The following is a 17,303-nucleotide window of genomic DNA, read 5'->3' on the forward strand; positions in this document are numbered from 1 at the left end:
TCAGAACCTGATGGTGGCCTGCACCACCACACCGATGATGCGGCATTGCTCGGTGTACAGGTTTTTCGGGTAAGTCGGATTGAGCGGAACCAGGTAACGCTGCCCGCTCTCTTCGATCAATTTGCGAAAGGTCGCGTCACTGCTGCCGGGCAGGCAAGCGACCACCAATTTGCCGGGCACCGCCTCGATGGCCGGGTCCACCAGGATCGACATGCCCTCGGGAATGCTCAACCCGTTGGGTGCGGTCATCGCATCGCCCACCACCACCAGCCAGAATGCATCGCCCAGGGCGTGGTAGTCCGTCAGTTCGTAGCGCGCCTGGCTGTAGGCGCCAGGATCACCTTCACGAATCTCGCCCACCTCGTGCCACTCACTGACCGGGTAACGGAAGTACGGGTTGTACTTCTGCGCCAGGGCCATGCCTTCTTCGGTGGAGGTGTCCGGCTCGCGGATCACCATCGCCACTTCCAGAAACTCCAGCCCCAGCTCCCGCAGGACCCGGTTCATGTCGTCGACACTGGGCTGCCGGCGCTTGGTCAGCCAATGGCCGACGCCGCCCTGGGACATGCCCAACCGCTCTGCGAGCACCACTTGCGTGATGTGCAGCTCCTTCATCTTGGCCTTGACCAACTCTATCCATTTATCCATGTGCGGCACGATACGTGGGTGACCCCGACCCTCAAAACACAAATTGTAGTATTTAAATTGTCGTCACAATTACGGTAAGTACTATTCTGGGTTCAGGAGTTCAGCCCCCACACACGGAGATTTTCATCACCATGGACACACCCAATACAGACCAGCCCAGCAGCCCTTTCGATGGCACATTCCCTTCACTGCAGGATTGCCCGGCGGCCAAACGCGCCCTCGACTACTACTTGAAACCAAGTGTTTCACCAGCCCAGGCAGAACATCGCTTCTTCGAGGTCAGCCGCAGTGTCAACGCGGAAGAAGCCCTTGTCCACGCCTGCGACCTGTTGCGCTGCGCAGCGGCGACCGCCCATGAGTCGGCCAGCCAGTTGGAGGGTTCGAGTCGTGACCTGGCGTTTTCGGTGGTGCACATGATCGATCTGGTCAAGGTGATGCTCGACCGATCCCTGGATGGCTACCCTACTCGCTAGCGGTAACCCTTTGGAATGTCATCGCGAATGCGGACGAAGAGAAAAAATTTCCAATCGATGCGATCAAATCATTTGACTTCCAAATGATAATGATTATTATTGCATCAGCTGGTCGCGAGATCAGTCGATAGGCCAGAAGACCTTAGGTCGGACTTCTGGAATATCTCCTCATCAGGCTAATCACGGTTTTTGACCCGGCTTTTTGCCGGGTCTTTTTTTGCCGATTTTTCGGCTTATGTCTTCAGGCTAATGAAGTCTTTCAGGGTGCTGCCAATTCGATGGCGGCGATCATAACAAATGAATATCTGTTTACAAGAGACGCCTCGCCACACAGGCGAAAACTATCGACAACCAGCACTTGAGAATCAATTGCAGACTCTCTAAGCTGGCTCCGCGTCCAGGGAGGACGCCCCCCTTCTTTACCTGATGCAAATCGTCCCGGTTTCGTCTTTCTTGCGTGTAAAGTAACGGTCATGAAAATCCTTTCCAGGAACCGTGACCGTGGCTAAATCTTCCTTTGATATCAGTGCCAATTTCGACTGCGGCAACATCGAGGTCGTCGACATCAGCAACCCGTTGCAGTCGTTGCTCAAGATCAGGCCCGACACCCGCAGCGCCCATTTCCAGTGGTTCCATTTCAAGGCCAGCGGCTTGCACGTCGGCCAGGAATATTCCTTCCGCCTGCTCAACGCCAGTCAATCGTCCTATAACAAGGCCTGGACGGGCTACCAGACCGTTGCTTCCTACGATCACGTCAATTGGTTCCGCATTCCGACCCAGTTTGAAGGCGACGCCCTGCGCTTTCACCTGGAGGCCGAGCAGCCCCACGCCTGGTTCGCCTACTTCGAACCCTACAGCCGTGGCCGTCATGACTGGCTGATCGAGCAAGCACAGCACAAGGCCGGCACCGAGCTATTGGCGGTCGGTAAAAGCGTCGAAGGCCGGGACATTCAACTGCTGCGCAAGGGCAGCGGCGCCGAAGGCCGGCGCAAAGTCTGGATCATCGCCCAGCAGCACCCCGGCGAGCACATGGCCGAATGGTTCATGGAAGGCGTGATCGAACGCCTCCAACAGCATGACGATGCGCAACTGAACCGGTTGCTCGCCAAGGCCGATCTGTACCTTGTGCCGAACATGAATCCGGACGGCGCCTTCCATGGTCACCTGCGGACCAACGCCATGGGCCAGGACCTCAACCGTGCCTGGCAGAACGCCAGTCCGGAAATCAGCCCTGAGGTCTTTTTCGTCCAGCAGCAAATGGAAAAGTATGGCGTCGATCTGTTTCTCGATGCGCACGGCGATGAGGAAATCCCCCACGTCTTCACCGCCGGTTGCGAAGGCAACCCGGGCTACACGCCACGCATCGCCGAGCTCGAAGAGCGCTTTCGCAGCCAACTCAAGCACCAGACCAAAGACTTCCAGACCGCTCACGGCTACACCCGCGACGAACCGGGCCAGGCCAACATGACCCTGGCCTGTAACGCAGTCGGGCAGAAATATGACTGCCTGTCCCTGACCCTGGAGATGCCATTCAAGGACCACGACGATCACCCGAACCCGATCACCGGCTGGTCCGGCAAACGCTCGATGCAACTGGGCAAGGATGTGTTGAGCACCATCGAGGCCATGGTTGACGAGTTACGCTGAGCCAACGACCTGATCATCTCCCTAGTCTAAGGTGAACACCTGTGGCGAGGGAGCTTGCTCCCGCTCGGCGGCGCAGCCGTCGTAAACCGGCTGACGCAATCTGCCTGAAAGATTGCGTCAGCCCATTTGGGGCGGCTGCGCCACCCAGCGGGAGCAAGCTCCCTCGCCACAGGGTTCATCAGCCCTTGCCGCGCAACATACTGTCCAACACCTCATCCCGGCGCACCCACGCGTGAAACAGCGCCGCCGCCAAATGCACCAGCACAGTCACGAATAGCAAATAAGCCAGGTACCCATGGGCCTTGCGCAGCAGCGCGAACGTCTGGGCGTGGGCAGGCAGGATCGAAGGCAGTTGCAACGAGTCGCTGAGCGTCACCGGGTCCCCCGCCGCCGAAATCATGCCCCAGCCCAGCAGCGGCAGGATCAGCATCAAGGCGTACAACAACACATGGGAGGCGTTTGCCGCCAGCACTTGCCAGCCCGGCAGATCGGCCGGCAGCGGCGGTTGACGAGTGGTAAAGCGCACCAGCAGACGGACGATCACCAGCAGCAAAATCGCGATGCCCAATGGCTTGTGCAATTGCAGCAGCCATTCATGGCGTTCGGACACCGAGGCGACCATGCCCGCGCCGATAAACAGCATGGCGATGATCATCAGTGCCATCAGCCAGTGGAGCAGTCGAGCCAGCGGAACAAAGTGACGAGGGGCGCTCATGGGCGGGACTCCTGGGTGGCGGGCAATTGGCTCACTTCGCTGGTACGGCGCAGATAGGAACTGGCATAGGCGGCGGAGCGCGCGACCAGCAGCGGATCGTCAGAACCTTCGATCCCTTGGGGCAGGATCAGCGGGTCATAGTTGATGTCGCGGCATTCGCCGTTGTCCTGGGCCTGGGTGCGCTCCAGCACCAGCGTGCCGGCATTGAGCACCTTGCGGTCAGCGGGCCAGGCCTTGCTGGCGTCGTTCACCGGATCCCCCGGGTTGGCCAGGGTGATGTTCAACTGCCAACGCAACGGCCCGGCGGCAAGACGCTTCGCCAAGTCTTGTTCGAGAAAGTCGGCGCCCTGGGGCGGCGTCGCATCGGCGGCGTCCTGGCTCAGCGGCACCACGCCCCAGCGAACGGCCTGGCGCTGCCCAGCGGGGTTGACCAGATAGAACGCGTTAATGCCGTTGTAGGTTTCGGTGGCATAGCTGGCCGACGGCTTGGCGGTCTTGATCCATTGCAGGAACGGCACCGCTTCGGGGTGCGCGGCAAAAAACGCCGGCACGGCCGCAGGGTTCGGTTTTCCAGTGGCAGGGTCCGGCGACTGGGCTTGCTGGAATTGGTAGAACGCTTCGACCGTGCCCACCGGAAACACCGGCATGCTGTTCATGCCGGTGCGCCATTGTTGGCCGTTGGCCTGGGTAAAACGCAGCGCCAGGCTGCGAATCGGCACACTGCCGTCCGGCGCATAGGGGTTGCCACTGGGCAAGGCGAAACGCCCCACCACTGGTGTTTGCGGCTGCGTGAACACCTGGGCGCTGGAATAGGCGCTGGCCTCGCCCGTGCTTTGGAAATAGCCCGCGACACAGACACCTTTGGAGTGGTTGCGTCGAAAGCCCGGATGCATGCCATTGTTTTTTTCCAGGACATTGACCAGCGCGTCCGGCGTCAAGCGCTGCGGGTCGAGGCTGCCATTGACGTAGGCAAATGCCCCGGCCAGCGCGGCAACAATCACCGCGATGCCGCTCAGGCGCAGGGTCAGGGCGGCGGCACTCAAGGGCCGCCGGCTCGACGAGGGTGAAGGATCAACCATGAGAAAGCTCCAGGGGCGCGAGGCCATTCGTTGGAAAGGACCCGTCAGACGAAGGCCCGCCAGGTTTATTCCCACGCCTCGTATTTATTTTTCCTGCACTGGAATAATCTCGTTCGCGGGGCGTCTTTCCAGTCCCGGTGCAGTGACTGCCCACAGAAACCACACTTTCATGAACACACTCGACGAACAGTTGCGCGAACTCATCCCCAGGCTACGGCGTTTTGCCGTGTCGCTGACGCGCAACCCGAGCAACGCCGACGACCTGGTGCAGATGTGCCTGGAACGGGCGTTGTCCAAATGGAACGACAAGCGCCCGGACGGCGATCTGCGGGCCTGGCTGTTTTCGATCCTGTATCGGCAGTTTCTCGACGGCCATCGCCGCTCCCGACGGTATGCGCGCATGCTGGAGTTTTTCACCGGCCGCGACGACGCCCACCCTTCGGCCGAGCGCAGCGTGATCGCGCAATCGTCCTTGCAAGCCTTCGATCAGCTCACGACGGAACAGCGCGCGCTGTTGCTCTGGGTGTCGGTGGAAGGCTTGAGTTACCAGCAAGTCGCCGACATCCTCGGCGTACCGACCGGCACGGTGATGTCGCGCCTGTCCCGCGCCCGCCAGGCCCTGCGCCAACTCAGCGATGGCGAAATCACCCGCCCCACCCTGCGGATACTCAAATGATCAGCATGCCCCCCAGCGACAGCGACCTGCACGCCTACGTCGATCGTCAACTGAGCGAAGCCGACCAGCGCCTGGTCGAGACCTACCTGGCCAACCAGCCTGAAGTCGCGGCCTGGGTCCGCGCCTGGCAACAGGACGCGCAGCATTTGCGCACGGCCCTGAGCGGCGCCTTGCAACAGCCATCCAACCCGGACCTCGACCCGGCCATGATTCGCCAGCGCCTGAAACATCGCTCCCGCCGCCACTTGGCCAACGCCGCGGTGTTGCTGCTGGCCGTCAGCGTGGGTGGCTTCGGTGGCTGGCAGGCGCGGCAGATGACCCTGCTCAGCGCCGCCGCCCCCATGGGCGATGCCCTGCAGGCATACCGGTTGATTGCTCAGCAGGGCATCCTCCCAGCCGACTACCAGAGCGGCGACGAACAGCACATGCAAGACTGGCTCGACCGTTACTTCACTCAGGCCGACCGGCTGCCCGACCTGTCCAGCGCCGGGTTCAAGCCGGTCAGCGGGCGCTTGCTCAGCACCGAGCAAGGCGCGGCGGCGATGGTGGTCTATCAGGACCCGAGCGGTCAGAAGATCAGCTTCTACGTGCGCCCTCCCGGCCCGAAGAATTTCCTGCTGCCCCGGGGCAGTCGCCGCGATGGCGAGCTGCAGGCCGAGTACTGGTCCGGGCCGGGCTACAACTATGCGATGGTCATACCGAGTGATACGCCGACGACGCAGCGGCTCAAGCAGACCTTGAATTTCTAAGCCCCCTGGCCAATGGGAAATCTCTGTGGGAACGAGCCTGCTCGCGAAGACGGTGTGTCAGGCGACATCACCTCGGCAGATACACCGCCTTCGCGAGCAAGCCCGCTCCCACGAGTAAACAGCGGCGTGAACAAAATCCACGTCCATCACACATCCAATGTGGGAGCGAGCCTGCTCGCGATGGCGGTAGTTCAATTAAAGATGATGTCGACTGTCACACCGCTATCGCGAGCAGGCTCGCTCCCACAAGTAAACAGCGGCGTGAACAAAATCCACGTCCATCACACATCCAATGTGGGAGCGAGCCTGCTCGCGATGGCGGTAGTTCAATTAAAGATGATGTCGACTGTCACACCGCTATCGCGAGCAGGCTCGCTCCCACAGGGAACGTCAACTGCTCTTGAGTGTGTATTCACCCCTGCCCAAACACCTGCGAAGGCCTTCGCAGCAACGGGTCGAACGGGTTGATCCGCGGCCCGATCAGCGCCGCTTCGCGCTTGAGCATATCCACCACCGTCGGCAGGCGATCGGGGCCCAACCGGTCGCTCACGGTGGCCACGCTCAAGGCCGCCACGGCCCGGCCATCACGGTCGAGAATCGGCACGGCCACCCCGGCCATGCCCTGCAATACGCCGGTGTTGCGTCCGGCGTAGCCCAGCGCGCGCACGTTCTCCACTTCCGTGCGCAGGAAAACTTCGTCGTACAAATGGAAATCCTTGAGCCGCGGCAGGTTGTATTGAATCACCGTGTCGCGCTCTTCTTCCGGAAGGAACGCCAGGATCGCCAGGCTGCCCTGCCCCACGCCCAACGCCACGCGGCCACCGATGTCGCCGGTGAATGTGCGAATCGGAAACGGCCCCTCGCTGCGGTCCAGGCAGATGGCATCGAAACCACTGCGGGCGAGCAAAAACAGCGAGTCCCCCAAGGACGCCGACAACCGCAGCATGGCCGGGCGCACCAGCTCGCGCAGGTTGCCGGTGTTCCCGGCCCGGGCCGCCAGGGCGAAAAAATCCAAGCTCAGGCGATAGCGTTTGCTGCGCGCGTCCTGCTCGACCATGCCCTCGTCCATCAGGCTGCGCAGCAGGCGATGTGTGGTGGGCTGGGACAGGCCGATGCGCTGGGCCAGTTGCGTCACCCGTTCACCGCCCTCCACCGTGTCGCCCAAGCTGCGCAACACGGCAAACAGCCTGGAGACTGCGCCGACACCGACTTCGCCTTTCTCATTATTCCGATCAGTGGAATTATTCATCTATTTTCTCATTACTCAATTTATCCACTGAATGAAATTGAAAATAGTCTTCGCTTCAGTGAAATAGTCCATTGAGCCCATCCTATTCTTCGTCCTACTCTTCGTCCATACAGGGGCGATTCGAACAACAGCGGCAGCCGACTTGAGGTCGAGCGCCAACGCACCCCAGCAGCACCCTTTCGTATCTGCCCATACAAAAAAGCGCGCCTTGCGGCGACGCATAACAATCCCAGGTGGAGCGCAGCGATGGCTTTTTTGCAACTTGAAGGGCTTGGCAAACGTTACGGCGACATCGACGCCGTGGTCGCCACCCATCTGTCGGTGGAAAAAGGCGAGTTCGTCTCGCTATTGGGGCCTTCCGGCTGCGGCAAGACCACGACCTTGCAGATGATCGCCGGCTTCGTCGAAGTCAGCAGCGGGCGCATCCTGCTGGACGGCCGCGACATCACCCACGCCAAGCCCGCCAGCCGCGGCCTGGGCGTGGTGTTCCAGAGCTACGCGCTGTTCCCCCACATGACCGTCAAGGACAACGTCGCCTTCGGCCTGCGCATGCGCAAAGTGGCCAACGCCGAGTTGCAACAACGGGTGGATCGGGTGTTGAAACTGGTCCGCCTGGACCGTCACGCCGACCGCTACCCACGCGAACTCTCGGGTGGCCAGCGCCAACGCGTGGCACTGGCCCGGGCGCTGGTGATCGAACCGCCGGTGCTGTTACTCGACGAGCCGTTGTCCAACCTCGACGCCAACTTGCGCGAAGAGATGCAGTTCGAAATACGCCGCATCCAGCGCGAAGTCGGCATCACCACGCTGATGGTGACCCATGACCAATCCGAAGCCCTGTCGATCAGCGACCGGGTCGTGGTGATGCAGGCCGGGCGCATCACCCAGATCGACGCGCCGTACACCCTTTACGAGCACCCGCGCACCGAGTTCATTTCAGGTTTCGTCGGCAAAGCCAACCTGCTGGCCGGCAGGCGCGACAGCGCGGGTATGGTTCAAGCCTGCAGCCCGGCCGAGGGTGAGCTGACCCTGAATTTGCGTCCGGAAAAAATCGACCTGTGCGAGGTTGGTTCAGGGCGACTGCAAGGCACCCTCACCAGCCGCTTCTTTCTCGGCAGCCAATGGCTGTACGGCGTCTCCACCCGCCTGGGTGAACTCTGCGTGGTGCGCCGCAACGATGGCTCGGCGCCCCTGGTCGAAGGCACGGCGGTGGGCCTGGATTGGGATCCGGCGCTGCTGCGGGTACTGAGCGCGGACGAGGTACCGGCATGAAGCTGATCGATGCGATGCGCCGCGGCCGGCAAGGCTACCTGATGTCCGCGCCGGCCCTGGCCCTGTACCTGGGCTTGTTGGTCATTCCGCTGGGCTTGACCTTGGTCTTGTCATTCAATGTATTCGACTACAGCTCGGGCATCAACGGCGATGCCTACACCTTCGAGCACTACACCAGCCTGTTGGGCGATCCGTACTTCTACGAGATCTTTTTGCGCACGTTCTGGATCAGCGCCCTGACCACCCTCCTGTGCGTGCTGATCGGCGTGCCCGAGGCGTACATTCTCAGCCGCATGGGCGCACCGTGGCGCTCGATTTTCCTGATCCTGATCCTCACGCCGCTGCTGATTTCGGTGGTGGTGCGGGCGTTCGGCTGGAGCCTCTTGCTCGGTGCCGACGGCCTGGTCAACCAGGCCCTGCAAGCCTTCGGCGGCGCGCCGGTGAAGCTGCTCTATACGCCGTTCGCCGTGGTCATCGCCCTGGTCCACGTGATGTTGCCGTTCATGATCATTCCGGTCTGGACCTCGCTGCAGAAACTCGACCCGGCCGCCGAGCAGGCCGCGCTATCCCTCGGGGCGAGCCAGTTCACGGTGATCCGCAAGGTGGTACTGCCGCAGATCATGCCCGGCGTGCTGTCCGGCACGCTGATTGTGTTCGGTCTCGCCGCCAGTTCCTTCGCGATTCCCGGCCTGCTCGGCGGACGGCGCTTGAAGATGGTCGCCACGTTGATCTACGACCAGTACCTGTCGGAGCTGAACTGGCCGATGGGCGCGGCCATTGCCGTCGCGCTGCTGCTGCTCAACCTGCTGATCATGCTGTCGTGGAACCGGATGATCGAAGGCCGCTACAAGAAGTCATTGGGGTAATGGGTCATGTCTAGAAACGGTCCTTTCGCGCTGTTGTTCCACGCCTTGGTGGTGATCTTCATGCTCGCGCCGCTGGTGGTGGTCTGCCTCGTCGCCTTCACTCCGGAAAACACCCTGAGCCTGCCGACCACCGAGTTTTCCCTGCGCTGGTTCCGCGCGGTGTTCGAGCGGGCGGATTTTGTCGACGCGTTCTACAACAGCCTGGTCCTGGCGTTCTGCGCGGCCTCGCTGGCGACCTTGATCGCGGTGCCGGCGGCCCTGGCGATCACCCGGCTCGAGTTTCCGGGCCGGGACTTCTTCAACGGCCTGTTCCTGTCACCGATCATCATTCCGCACCTGGTGCTCGGGGTGGCGTTGCTGCGCCTGTTTGCATTGATGGGCGTGAACGGCAGCTTCGCCTGGCTGATCTTCGCCCATGTGCTGGTGATCACGCCGTATGTGCTGCGCCTGGTGCTGGCCTCGGCCATCGGCCTGGACCGCAGCGCCGAACAGGCCGCGCAATCGCTAGGCGCCGGACGCTTCACGCTGTTCCGGCAAATCACCTTGCCGATGATCCTGCCGGGGGTGGCCGGAGGCTGGCTGCTGGCGTTCATCAACAGTTTCGATGAGGTCACGCTGTCGATCTTCGTCACCTCGCCGGCCACGCAAACCTTGCCGGTGCGCATGTACGTGTACGCCACCGAATCCATCGATCCGATGATGGCGGCAGTGTCGGCGCTGGTCATCGGGCTCACCGCGCTGACCATGATTTTGCTCGATCGGGTCTATGGCCTGGATCGGGTCCTGGTAGGCAAACAATGAGGGTGTCATGGCACTGCTGAAACGACTGGCCGAAGGCGACCGCCCGGCCCTGGACTTTATCCTCGACGGCCAGCCTGCCACCGGCCTGCTGGGCGACACGCTGCTGACCGCCGTGCTGACCTGCAGCGAACACTTGCGCGGCAGTGACTTCAGCGCCGAACCCCGGGCCGGCTTCTGCCTGATGGGTGCCTGCCAGGATTGCTGGGTGCGCCTGGGCGACGGCCGCCGCGTCCGCGCCTGCTCGACCTTGCTCGAAGCCGGACAGCACATCAGCCGCGAACCGGGGCGCCAGGTATGAAGGGTGTCGACGGGCACGGCCTCATCGCGAGCAAGCTCGCTCCCACAGGAGACCTGCGGCGCTCACAAAACCCAAGTCCACAACCAATCCCATGTGGGAGCGGGCTTGCTCGCGAAAGCGGTCTGCCTGCTGAAACCGTCGTTGGATGTGCCGCCGTCTTCGCGAGCAAGCTCGCTCCCACAGGAGACCTGCGGCGCTCACAAAACCCAAGTCCACAACCAATCCCATGTGGGAGCGGGCTTGCTCGCGAAAGCGGTCTGTCTGCTGAAACCGTCGTTGGATGTGCCGCCGTCTTCGCGAGCAGGCTCGCTCCCACAGGGGAACTGCGGCGTGCACAAAACCCAAGTCCACAACCAATCCCATGTGGGAGCGGGCTTGCTCGCGAAAGCGGTCTGCCTGCTGAAACCGTCGTTGGATGTGCCGCCGTCTTCGCGAGCAAGCCCGCTCCCACAGGGGAACTGCGGCGCTCACAAAACCAGCCTCCACAACCGACCCCATGTGGGAGCGGGCTTGCTCGCGAAAGCGGTCTGCCTGCTGAAACCGTCGTTGGATGTGCCGCCGTCTTCGCGAGCAGGCTCGCTCCCACAGGGGAACTGCGGCGTGCACAAAACCCAAGTCCACAACCAATCCCATGTGGGAGCGAGCCTGCTCGCGATGACGGCTTCGACAACAGCGCAAATCCCCCGGCCCTGCCCGTGAGGTGGCGATGAAACCGATAACCATCATCGGCGCCGGCCCGGCGGGTATCCGTGCCGCGCAGACCCTGGTCGCCCACGGCCTGTACCCCGTGCTGCTGGACGAAGCCGCCCGCGGTGGCGGGCAGATCTATCGGCGCCAACCGGCCAATTTCAAGCGCCCGCCGGACAAGCTTTATGGCTTCGAAGCACACAAGGCCAACGCCATCCACCAGGCCCTCGACCAATTGCGCGGACAGCTCGATTACCGTCCCGATACCCTGGTGTGGAATGCCGAGGCCGGCCTGCTCGATACCTTGCATGCAGGCCGCGCCGATCGCCTCGAGTACGCCGGCGTGATCGTCGCAACCGGCGCCACCGACCGGGTCCTGCCAGTGCCGGGGTGGACCCTGCCCGGGGTGTACAGTCTGGGCGCGGCGCAGATCGCCCTGAAGTTCCAGGGGTGCGCCATCGGCGAACGGGTGGTGTTCGCCGGCAGTGGCCCGTTGCTGTACCTGGTGGCCTATCAATATGCCCGAGCCGGCGCGAATGTGGTCGCGGTCCTCGACAGCTCACCGTTTAGCGCCCAGGTCCGCGCCCTGCCCGACCTGCTGGTACAACCGACCACCCTCGCCAAAGGCCTGTATTACCGCGCCTGGCTGACCACCCGCGGCATCCCCGTGCATCAAGGTGCGAGCCTGGCGCGTGTCGAAGGAGAACGGCGGGTGCAGTCGCTGGCATGGCGCAACGCAAGCGGCGAACACACACTCGATTGTGACGCGGTGGCCTTCGCCCACGGCTTGCGCAGCGAAACCCAACTGGCCGACCTGTTGGGCTGCGATTTCACCTGGAACACGCTCAATCGCGCGTGGCTGCCCCAACGGGACCGCGCCGGACGCAGCAGCGTGCCGGGAATCTACCTGGCCGGTGACGGTGCCGGCATCATGGGCGCCGACGCGGCAGAGCTGGCCGGTGAACGGGCGGCCCTGGCCTTGCTTGAAGACCTCGGCTACGCCACCGACCCACAGCGTTGCACGCAACTGGAACAAGCCCTTGAACGCATCGGCCGGTTCCGCGAAGGCCTGGAGCGCGCATTTGCCTTTCCTGAACACTGGGCTGCCGACGCCGCCGATCAACTGATGATCTGCCGCTGCGAAGAAGTCAGCGTTGGCGACATCCGCCGCGTGGTGAACGAAGGCCATTGGGAAATCAATCGGGTCAAGGCCCACTGCCGGGTCGGCATGGGCCGTTGCCAGGGGCGGATGTGCGGCAGCGCGGCTGCGGAAATCATTGCCCGCGAAAGTGGCCGCACCGTCTCCAGCATCGGCCGCTTGCGGGCCCAGGCGCCGATCAAGCCCGTACCGTTCGGCCTGGAGGTCGAGCCATGATCGAAGTGGATGCGGTGATCATTGGCGGCGGTATCGTCGGCGCCTCGGCGGCGCTGTTCCTGAGCCAGGCCGGACGCCGGGTGGCGCTCTTGGAACGCGACTTCTGTGGCTCGCACTCCAGCGGCGTGAACTACGGCGGTGTACGTCGCCAGGGTCGGCCGCTGTCGCAACTGCCCTTGTCGCAACGGGCCCATGAGATCTGGCGCCAGTTGCCCCAGTTGATCGGCATCGACGGCGAGTACCAGCGCAGCGGCCATCTCAAGCTGGCCCGCAGTGCCGCAGACCTGCAAGCGCTGCACGACTATGCCGCCGCCAGCCAAGGCTTTGGCCTGGATTTGCAACTGCTTGATCGCACGGCCCTGCGCGCGCGCTTTCCGTGGGTCGGCACCGTCGCGGTCGGGGCGTCGCTGTGCCCGGAAGACGGCCATGCCAATCCGCGCCTGGTATCGCCAGCCTTCGCCCAAGCCGCGCGCCGGCAGGGTGCGCAAGTCCACGAACAATGCGCCGTCAGCCATGTTGAGCACGAGGGCCAGCGCTTTGTCGTACGCACCGCAACGGGCCTGACGTTCCACGCGCCCTGGCTGCTGAACTGCGCCGGTGCCTGGGCCAGCCAGTTCGCCGCGCAATTTGGCGAAGCGGTGCCGATGCACACCGGGCACCCGGCGATGCTGGTCACCGAACCCTTGCCCTTGGTCATGGATGCCAGCACGGGCGTCGAGGGCGGTGGCATCTACGCCCGCCAGGTCTCGCGCGGCAATTGCGTGCTGGGAGGCGGCCAAGGTTTTGCGCTGGATGCCGCTCGCGCCCGGCCCGGCCAGAACGCCGTGCTGGATATCCTGTGCCAGGCCGTCGAGCTCTACCCGTTTTTGCAAGGCGCCCAGGCGATTCGTACCTGGAGCGGCACCGAAGGCTACCTGCCCGATCGCCAGCCGGTGATCGGCCACAGCAGCACCCAGCCCGGTCTATTGCACGCGTTCGGCTTTGCCGGCGCGGGCTTCCAGATCGGCCCGGCGGTGGGCCAGGCGCTCACCGAGATCATCTGCAGCGGGGCTTCGTCCACGCCGCTGGATGCGTTTTCCATCACCCGGTTTCACTCCATCTCCGTTGCTTGATAGAGGAAGGTCGCGCCAATGAATAACGTCAAACGCAGTGCATTGTTCGGTTTCTGCTCGCTGGGTTCCGCTTGCCTGGGCGCCCTGCTCCCGGTCACCCAGGCGTTGGCCGAGCCGACGCTTTACCTGGGCATGAACGGCGGCACCATGGAGCGGCTCTACGCCGACAAGGTCTTGCCGGCTTTCGAGAAAGCCAACAACGTCAAAGTCGTCATCGTGCCCGGCACCTCCGCCGACATCCTGGCGAAAGTCCAGGCCAGCAGGGGCAACCCGCAGATGCACGTGATGTTCCTCGATGACGGCATCATGTACCGCGCCATCGCGATGGGGTTGTGCGACAAACTCGAGGACAGCCCGACCCTGGCGCAGATCCCGGCCAAGGGACGCATCAAGGATCAGGCCGTGGCGGTCAGCCTCGGCGTGACGGGGCTCGCCTACAACACCCGGCTGTTCAAGGAAAAAGGCTGGAATACGCCCACCTCCTGGATGGACCTGGCCGATCCGCGCTTCAAGGACAAAGTGGTGTTCCAGTCGATGGCCTCGTCTACCTTCGGCCTGCACGGCTTCTTGATGTTCAACCGGATCCAGGGCGGTAGCGAAACCGACGTCGAGCCGGGCTTCAAGGCGTGGCCGAACACGGTGGGCCGCAATGTGCTGGAGTACATCCCGAGCTCGGCGAAGATATCCGAAATGCTGCAAACCGACGAAGCCGCGCTATTCCCCCTGACACCGACCCAGGTGACCGCGTTGAAACTCAAGGGCATGCCGGTGGAATATGCCCAGCCGAAGGAAGGCGCCGTGGTCCTCAACGTCGCCGAATGCGCCATCGCGCAGAACACCCAGCCGGAACTGGCGCAAAAACTTGCAGAGTTCCTGCTGACCCCGCAAGCCCAGGCCATCGCCCTGGAAGAAGGCGACCAGATTCCGTCCAACCCCAACACCCCGACCACCGACAAGACCCGTGGCCAGGTAGAGGCGATGAAGCAATACCTGGAGACAGCGATTGCCGTGGATTGGGACCAGGTCAACGAACAACGCCCGGCCTGGAACGCCCGCTGGAACCGCAGTGTCGAGCGCTAGGACCCGCTTTGCAGTTATCATGCGGCCAATTCACACCGAATTGAACAGATAACCTGTGGCGAGGGAGCTTGCTCCCGCTGGGCTGCGAAGCAGACCCCAAGCCTGACACCAAGGTGTGTCAGCCTGATTGCATGGCCGCTTTTGGGGCTGCGATGCAGCCCAGCGGGAGCAAGCTCCCTCGCCACAGGTTCTGTGCTGGTTTCAGTATTTGTGCCCGCCCCTTGATCAACAGCGAACCCTCCCATGCACACCCTCGCTCAACTACGCGCCGGCCAGCTCTCGGGGATTACCCGGCTGGACCTGGCCTGCGGCTTGACGGAGTTTCCCCGGGAAATCTTCGAGCTGGCCGATTCCCTCGAGATCCTCAACCTCAGCGGCAATCAGCTGGACACGCTGCCCGACGACCTGCATCGGCTGCCCCACCTGCGTGTGTTGTTCTGCTCGGATAACCGCTTCACCGAACTGCCCGAATGCCTGGGCCGTTGCAGCGCGTTGACCATGGTTGGTTTCAAGGCCAACCGCATCACCCGTGTCACGGGCGTCGCGCTGCCGCCAAGGCTGCGCTGGTTGATCTTGACCGATAACGACGTCGACGAGTTGCCCGACGAGCTGGGCCAACGCCCGCACCTGCAAAAACTGATGCTGGCCGGTAACCGTCTGCAGCAGTTGCCGGCGAGCCTGGGCCGGTGTCATCGCCTGGAGCTGCTGCGCATCGCCGCCAATCGACTGACCGAACTGCCGCAATGGTTGTTGAGGCTACCGAGCCTCAGTTGGCTGGCCTACGCCGGCAACCCGCTGGAAGCCCAAGCGGAAGCGGCGGCCCTGAATACCACTGTGCCTATCGACTGGTCGCAACTGGCGCTGCAACAACCACTGGGTGAAGGCGCATCCGGGGTGATTTTCCAGGCGCTCTGGCAAGCCCCCGGCCAGGTGGCGCGAAACGTCGCCGTGAAGCTGTACAAAGGCCAGATGACCAGCGACGGCTCGCCCCTGCATGAAATGCATGCCTGCATCACGGCCGGTCGACACCCGAACCTGATCGACGTGTTGGGCCAAGTCACCGGGCACCCCGAGCAACAGGCCGGGCTGGTGATGGCACTGATCGAGCCCAGCTACCGCAACCTCGCCGGGCTGCCGAGCCTGGCGTCATGCACCCGCGACGTGTATGCCGATGATCTGTGCCTGAGCGCCCCGGCGGCATTGCGCATCGCTCACGGCATCGCCTCGGCGGCGGCGCACCTGCACCGCCAAGGCATCTCCCACGGCGATCTCTACGGGCACAACATCCTGTGCAATGACCAGGGCGATTGCCTGCTGGGCGATTTTGGCGCGGCGTCGTTCCACGCCATCACGGATAACCTGCAAACCCGCGCACTGCAACGCATCGAGGTGCGGGCCTTCGGGATTCTGCTGGGGGAATTGCTGGCGCGGATCGAACCGGCGCTCGCGGCACAGAATCTTGCATGGCTGCAGGATTTGCAGGCGCGCTGCTGTCAGCCGGAGGTGCTGGCACGGCCGGGGTTCGATGAGATTGAAGGTTTGCTAAGCGAGTTCAAACACATCGACTAAACCAGCCCCCCAAACAAACACACCACCTATTGTGGCGAGGGGATTTATCTGTGGGAGCAAGGCTTGCCCGCGATGCGGACACCTCGTTTTCTCAGAGACCGCGTTGTTTTCATCGCGGGCAAGCCTTGCTCCCACAGAATGAGCGGCCCCCAGGAATACCCCCCTTGCCACAGGGTGTACTGCTTACCCCGCCAACCCGACAAACATGTCCTGCACGTCATCGTGATTGTCGAGGCCTTCGAGGAAGGCTTCGACTTCGGCCATCTGCTCATCGCTCAAGCCGCTGACCGGGTTCTTCGGCTGGTAGCCCAGCTTGGCCGACAACACGGTGAAGCCCTGCTCCGGCAAGGCCTTCTGTACCGCATCGAGGTCGGCAGGGTCGGTGATAAACAACGTCGCGCCTTCTTCACCCGGCTCGAAATCCTGGGCACCGGCCTCGATGGCGGCCATTTCCGGATCGGCATCCGGGCTGTCCGGCGCGGCTTCGATCATACCGACATGGTTGAAGTCCCACGCCACCGAACCCGAGGCGCCCAGTTGGCCCTTGCGGAAGGCGACGCGAATTTCGGCCACGGTACGGTTGATGTTATCGGTCACGCATTCAACGATCAGCGGCACCTGGTGCGGCGCGAACCCTTCGTAGGTGACGCGGTGGTATTGCACGGTTTCACCGAGCTGGCCAGAACCTTTCTTGATCGCGCGTTCCAGGGTCTCGCGGGGCATCGAGGCCTTTTTCGCCTGCTCGACCACCAGACGCAAGTGCGCGTTGGTCGCGGTATCAGCGCCGTTGCGTGCGGCAATGGTGATTTCCTTCACCAGCTTGCCGAAGATCTTGCCCTTGGCGTTGGCAGCCGCTTCTTTGTGTTTAACCTTCCACTGTGCGCCCATTACTCACTCTCTTGTCTGACGCGCCGAGACATCTGCCGGCCGGCGCTGTGGCGCAAGTTTATACGGCCTAAACCGGCTGATCGACCAAAAAATTCACCCTGCCGGATCGACATTTTCAC

The 17,303-nt window shown here is 62.8% G+C and carries 18 protein-coding genes; 12 read left to right on the forward strand and 6 right to left on the reverse strand.

The features are described 5' to 3' along the window. Positions 1-648, reverse strand: a complete 648-nt coding sequence (locus M1D99_RS19600) for a LexA family protein (protein WP_186710021.1) — start codon at positions 646-648, stop codon at positions 1-3. 131 nt (positions 649-779) lie between these two features. Here M1D99_RS19600 and M1D99_RS19605 point away from each other — a divergent pair, with 131 nt between their 5' ends. After that, on the forward strand, positions 780-1,121 hold the full coding sequence (locus M1D99_RS19605) for a DUF6124 family protein (protein WP_186710019.1): 342 nt from the start codon (positions 780-782) through the stop codon (positions 1,119-1,121). 259 nt (positions 1,122-1,380) lie between these two features. Here the strand turns inward: M1D99_RS19605 and M1D99_RS19610 are convergent, their stop codons facing one another. Next, complete coding sequence (locus tag M1D99_RS19610; RefSeq protein ID WP_458130645.1) at positions 1,381-1,596, reverse strand: hypothetical protein; 216 nt, start codon at positions 1,594-1,596, stop codon at positions 1,381-1,383. Positions 1,597-1,616: 20 nt separating this feature from the next. Between M1D99_RS19610 and M1D99_RS19615 the strand changes: the two genes are divergently transcribed. Continuing rightward, positions 1,617-2,768: a M14 family metallopeptidase gene (locus tag M1D99_RS19615; RefSeq protein ID WP_458130646.1), complete on the forward strand. Its 1,152-nt coding sequence runs from the start codon at positions 1,617-1,619 to the stop codon at positions 2,766-2,768. A gap of 178 nt (positions 2,769-2,946) precedes the next feature. On the opposite strand, the gene M1D99_RS19620 is transcribed toward M1D99_RS19615, so the two are convergent. Next, a complete protein-coding gene (locus tag M1D99_RS19620) occupies positions 2,947-3,483 on the reverse strand; it encodes a cytochrome b (protein WP_434571179.1) in 537 nt (178 codons plus the stop codon). Beyond that, positions 3,480-4,562, reverse strand: coding sequence for a catalase family peroxidase (locus tag M1D99_RS19625; protein WP_186710014.1), 1,083 nt, complete (start codon positions 4,560-4,562; stop codon positions 3,480-3,482). The genes M1D99_RS19620 and M1D99_RS19625 overlap by 4 nt, the downstream gene beginning before the upstream one ends. A gap of 169 nt (positions 4,563-4,731) precedes the next feature. Here M1D99_RS19625 and M1D99_RS19630 point away from each other — a divergent pair, with 169 nt between their 5' ends. Both M1D99_RS19630 and M1D99_RS19635 read left to right on the forward strand, forming a co-directional pair. After that, positions 4,732-5,238 carry a sigma-70 family RNA polymerase sigma factor gene (locus M1D99_RS19630; RefSeq protein WP_186730707.1) on the forward strand — a complete coding sequence of 169 codons (507 nt, stop codon included), beginning with the start codon at positions 4,732-4,734 and terminating at the stop codon, positions 5,236-5,238. Then, complete coding sequence (locus M1D99_RS19635) at positions 5,235-5,987, forward strand: anti-sigma factor family protein (RefSeq protein ID WP_458130647.1); 753 nt, start codon at positions 5,235-5,237, stop codon at positions 5,985-5,987. The genes M1D99_RS19630 and M1D99_RS19635 overlap by 4 nt, the downstream gene beginning before the upstream one ends. 412 nt (positions 5,988-6,399) lie before the next feature. Here M1D99_RS19635 and M1D99_RS19640 read toward each other — a convergent pair whose 3' ends face one another. Then, positions 6,400-7,236 (reverse strand): IclR family transcriptional regulator, encoded by an 837-nt coding sequence (locus M1D99_RS19640; RefSeq protein ID WP_434571184.1) that lies wholly within the window; start codon positions 7,234-7,236, stop codon positions 6,400-6,402. 246 nt (positions 7,237-7,482) lie between these two features. Here M1D99_RS19640 and M1D99_RS19645 point away from each other — a divergent pair, with 246 nt between their 5' ends. The 8 genes from M1D99_RS19645 (at position 7,483) to M1D99_RS19680 (ending at position 16,296) form a co-directional block, all read left to right on the forward strand. Beyond that, positions 7,483-8,508, forward strand: coding sequence for an ABC transporter ATP-binding protein (locus M1D99_RS19645; RefSeq protein WP_458130648.1), 1,026 nt, complete (start codon positions 7,483-7,485; stop codon positions 8,506-8,508). Continuing rightward, the gene (locus tag M1D99_RS19650; RefSeq protein ID WP_186710009.1) at positions 8,505-9,374 is read left to right on the forward strand and encodes an ABC transporter permease; all 870 of its coding nucleotides are present in this window, start codon (positions 8,505-8,507) and stop codon (positions 9,372-9,374) included. The genes M1D99_RS19645 and M1D99_RS19650 overlap by 4 nt, the downstream gene beginning before the upstream one ends. Positions 9,375-9,380: 6 nt before the next feature. Continuing rightward, positions 9,381-10,175, forward strand: coding sequence for an ABC transporter permease (locus M1D99_RS19655; RefSeq protein WP_186710008.1), 795 nt, complete (start codon positions 9,381-9,383; stop codon positions 10,173-10,175). Positions 10,176-10,182: 7 nt separating this feature from the next. After that, positions 10,183-10,473, forward strand: coding sequence for a (2Fe-2S)-binding protein (locus tag M1D99_RS19660; protein WP_186710006.1), 291 nt, complete (start codon positions 10,183-10,185; stop codon positions 10,471-10,473). A 706-nt stretch (positions 10,474-11,179) separates the two neighbouring features. Next, positions 11,180-12,535 carry an FAD/NAD(P)-dependent oxidoreductase gene (locus M1D99_RS19665; RefSeq protein ID WP_434571191.1) on the forward strand — a complete coding sequence of 452 codons (1,356 nt, stop codon included), beginning with the start codon at positions 11,180-11,182 and terminating at the stop codon, positions 12,533-12,535. Continuing rightward, positions 12,532-13,647 carry an NAD(P)/FAD-dependent oxidoreductase gene (locus M1D99_RS19670; protein ID WP_434571193.1) on the forward strand — a complete coding sequence of 372 codons (1,116 nt, stop codon included), beginning with the start codon at positions 12,532-12,534 and terminating at the stop codon, positions 13,645-13,647. The genes M1D99_RS19665 and M1D99_RS19670 overlap by 4 nt, the downstream gene beginning before the upstream one ends. Positions 13,648-13,665: 18 nt before the next feature. Continuing rightward, entirely contained in the window at positions 13,666-14,727 is a 1,062-nt protein-coding gene (locus tag M1D99_RS19675) for an ABC transporter substrate-binding protein (protein WP_458130649.1), read from the forward strand. Between the two features lie 243 nt (positions 14,728-14,970). Then, positions 14,971-16,296, forward strand: coding sequence for a leucine-rich repeat-containing protein kinase family protein (locus M1D99_RS19680; RefSeq protein WP_458130650.1), 1,326 nt, complete (start codon positions 14,971-14,973; stop codon positions 16,294-16,296). Positions 16,297-16,479: 183 nt separating this feature from the next. On the opposite strand, the gene M1D99_RS19685 is transcribed toward M1D99_RS19680, so the two are convergent. Continuing rightward, complete coding sequence (locus M1D99_RS19685) at positions 16,480-17,184, reverse strand: YebC/PmpR family DNA-binding transcriptional regulator (protein WP_458130651.1); 705 nt, start codon at positions 17,182-17,184, stop codon at positions 16,480-16,482. Positions 17,185-17,303: the final 119 nt, after the last annotated feature.

Source organism: Pseudomonas sp. R3-41, from assembly GCF_054161485.1.

Bases quoted from the DNA above. Each gene is read 5' to 3' on its own strand.
- M1D99_RS19600 (WP_186710021.1), bottom strand. From the start codon at position 648: ATGGATAAATGGATAGAGTTGGTCAAGGCCAAGATGAAGGAGCTGCAC.
- M1D99_RS19605 (WP_186710019.1), top strand. From the start codon at position 780: ATGGACACACCCAATACAGACCAGCCCAGCAGCCCTTTCGATGGCACA.
- M1D99_RS19610 (WP_458130645.1), bottom strand. From the start codon at position 1,596: ATGACCGTTACTTTACACGCAAGAAAGACGAAACCGGGACGATTTGCA.
- M1D99_RS19620 (WP_434571179.1), bottom strand. From the start codon at position 3,483: ATGAGCGCCCCTCGTCACTTTGTTCCGCTGGCTCGACTGCTCCACTGG.
- M1D99_RS19625 (WP_186710014.1), bottom strand. From the start codon at position 4,562: ATGGTTGATCCTTCACCCTCGTCGAGCCGGCGGCCCTTGAGTGCCGCC.
- M1D99_RS19630 (WP_186730707.1), top strand. From the start codon at position 4,732: ATGAACACACTCGACGAACAGTTGCGCGAACTCATCCCCAGGCTACGG.
- M1D99_RS19635 (WP_458130647.1), top strand. From the start codon at position 5,235: ATGATCAGCATGCCCCCCAGCGACAGCGACCTGCACGCCTACGTCGAT.
- M1D99_RS19640 (WP_434571184.1), bottom strand. From the start codon at position 7,236: ATGAATAATTCCACTGATCGGAATAATGAGAAAGGCGAAGTCGGTGTC.
- M1D99_RS19645 (WP_458130648.1), top strand. From the start codon at position 7,483: ATGGCTTTTTTGCAACTTGAAGGGCTTGGCAAACGTTACGGCGACATC.
- M1D99_RS19650 (WP_186710009.1), top strand. From the start codon at position 8,505: ATGAAGCTGATCGATGCGATGCGCCGCGGCCGGCAAGGCTACCTGATG.
- M1D99_RS19655 (WP_186710008.1), top strand. From the start codon at position 9,381: ATGTCTAGAAACGGTCCTTTCGCGCTGTTGTTCCACGCCTTGGTGGTG.
- M1D99_RS19660 (WP_186710006.1), top strand. From the start codon at position 10,183: ATGGCACTGCTGAAACGACTGGCCGAAGGCGACCGCCCGGCCCTGGAC.
- M1D99_RS19665 (WP_434571191.1), top strand. From the start codon at position 11,180: ATGAAACCGATAACCATCATCGGCGCCGGCCCGGCGGGTATCCGTGCC.
- M1D99_RS19670 (WP_434571193.1), top strand. From the start codon at position 12,532: ATGATCGAAGTGGATGCGGTGATCATTGGCGGCGGTATCGTCGGCGCC.
- M1D99_RS19675 (WP_458130649.1), top strand. From the start codon at position 13,666: ATGAATAACGTCAAACGCAGTGCATTGTTCGGTTTCTGCTCGCTGGGT.
- M1D99_RS19680 (WP_458130650.1), top strand. From the start codon at position 14,971: ATGCACACCCTCGCTCAACTACGCGCCGGCCAGCTCTCGGGGATTACC.
- M1D99_RS19685 (WP_458130651.1), bottom strand. From the start codon at position 17,184: ATGGGCGCACAGTGGAAGGTTAAACACAAAGAAGCGGCTGCCAACGCC.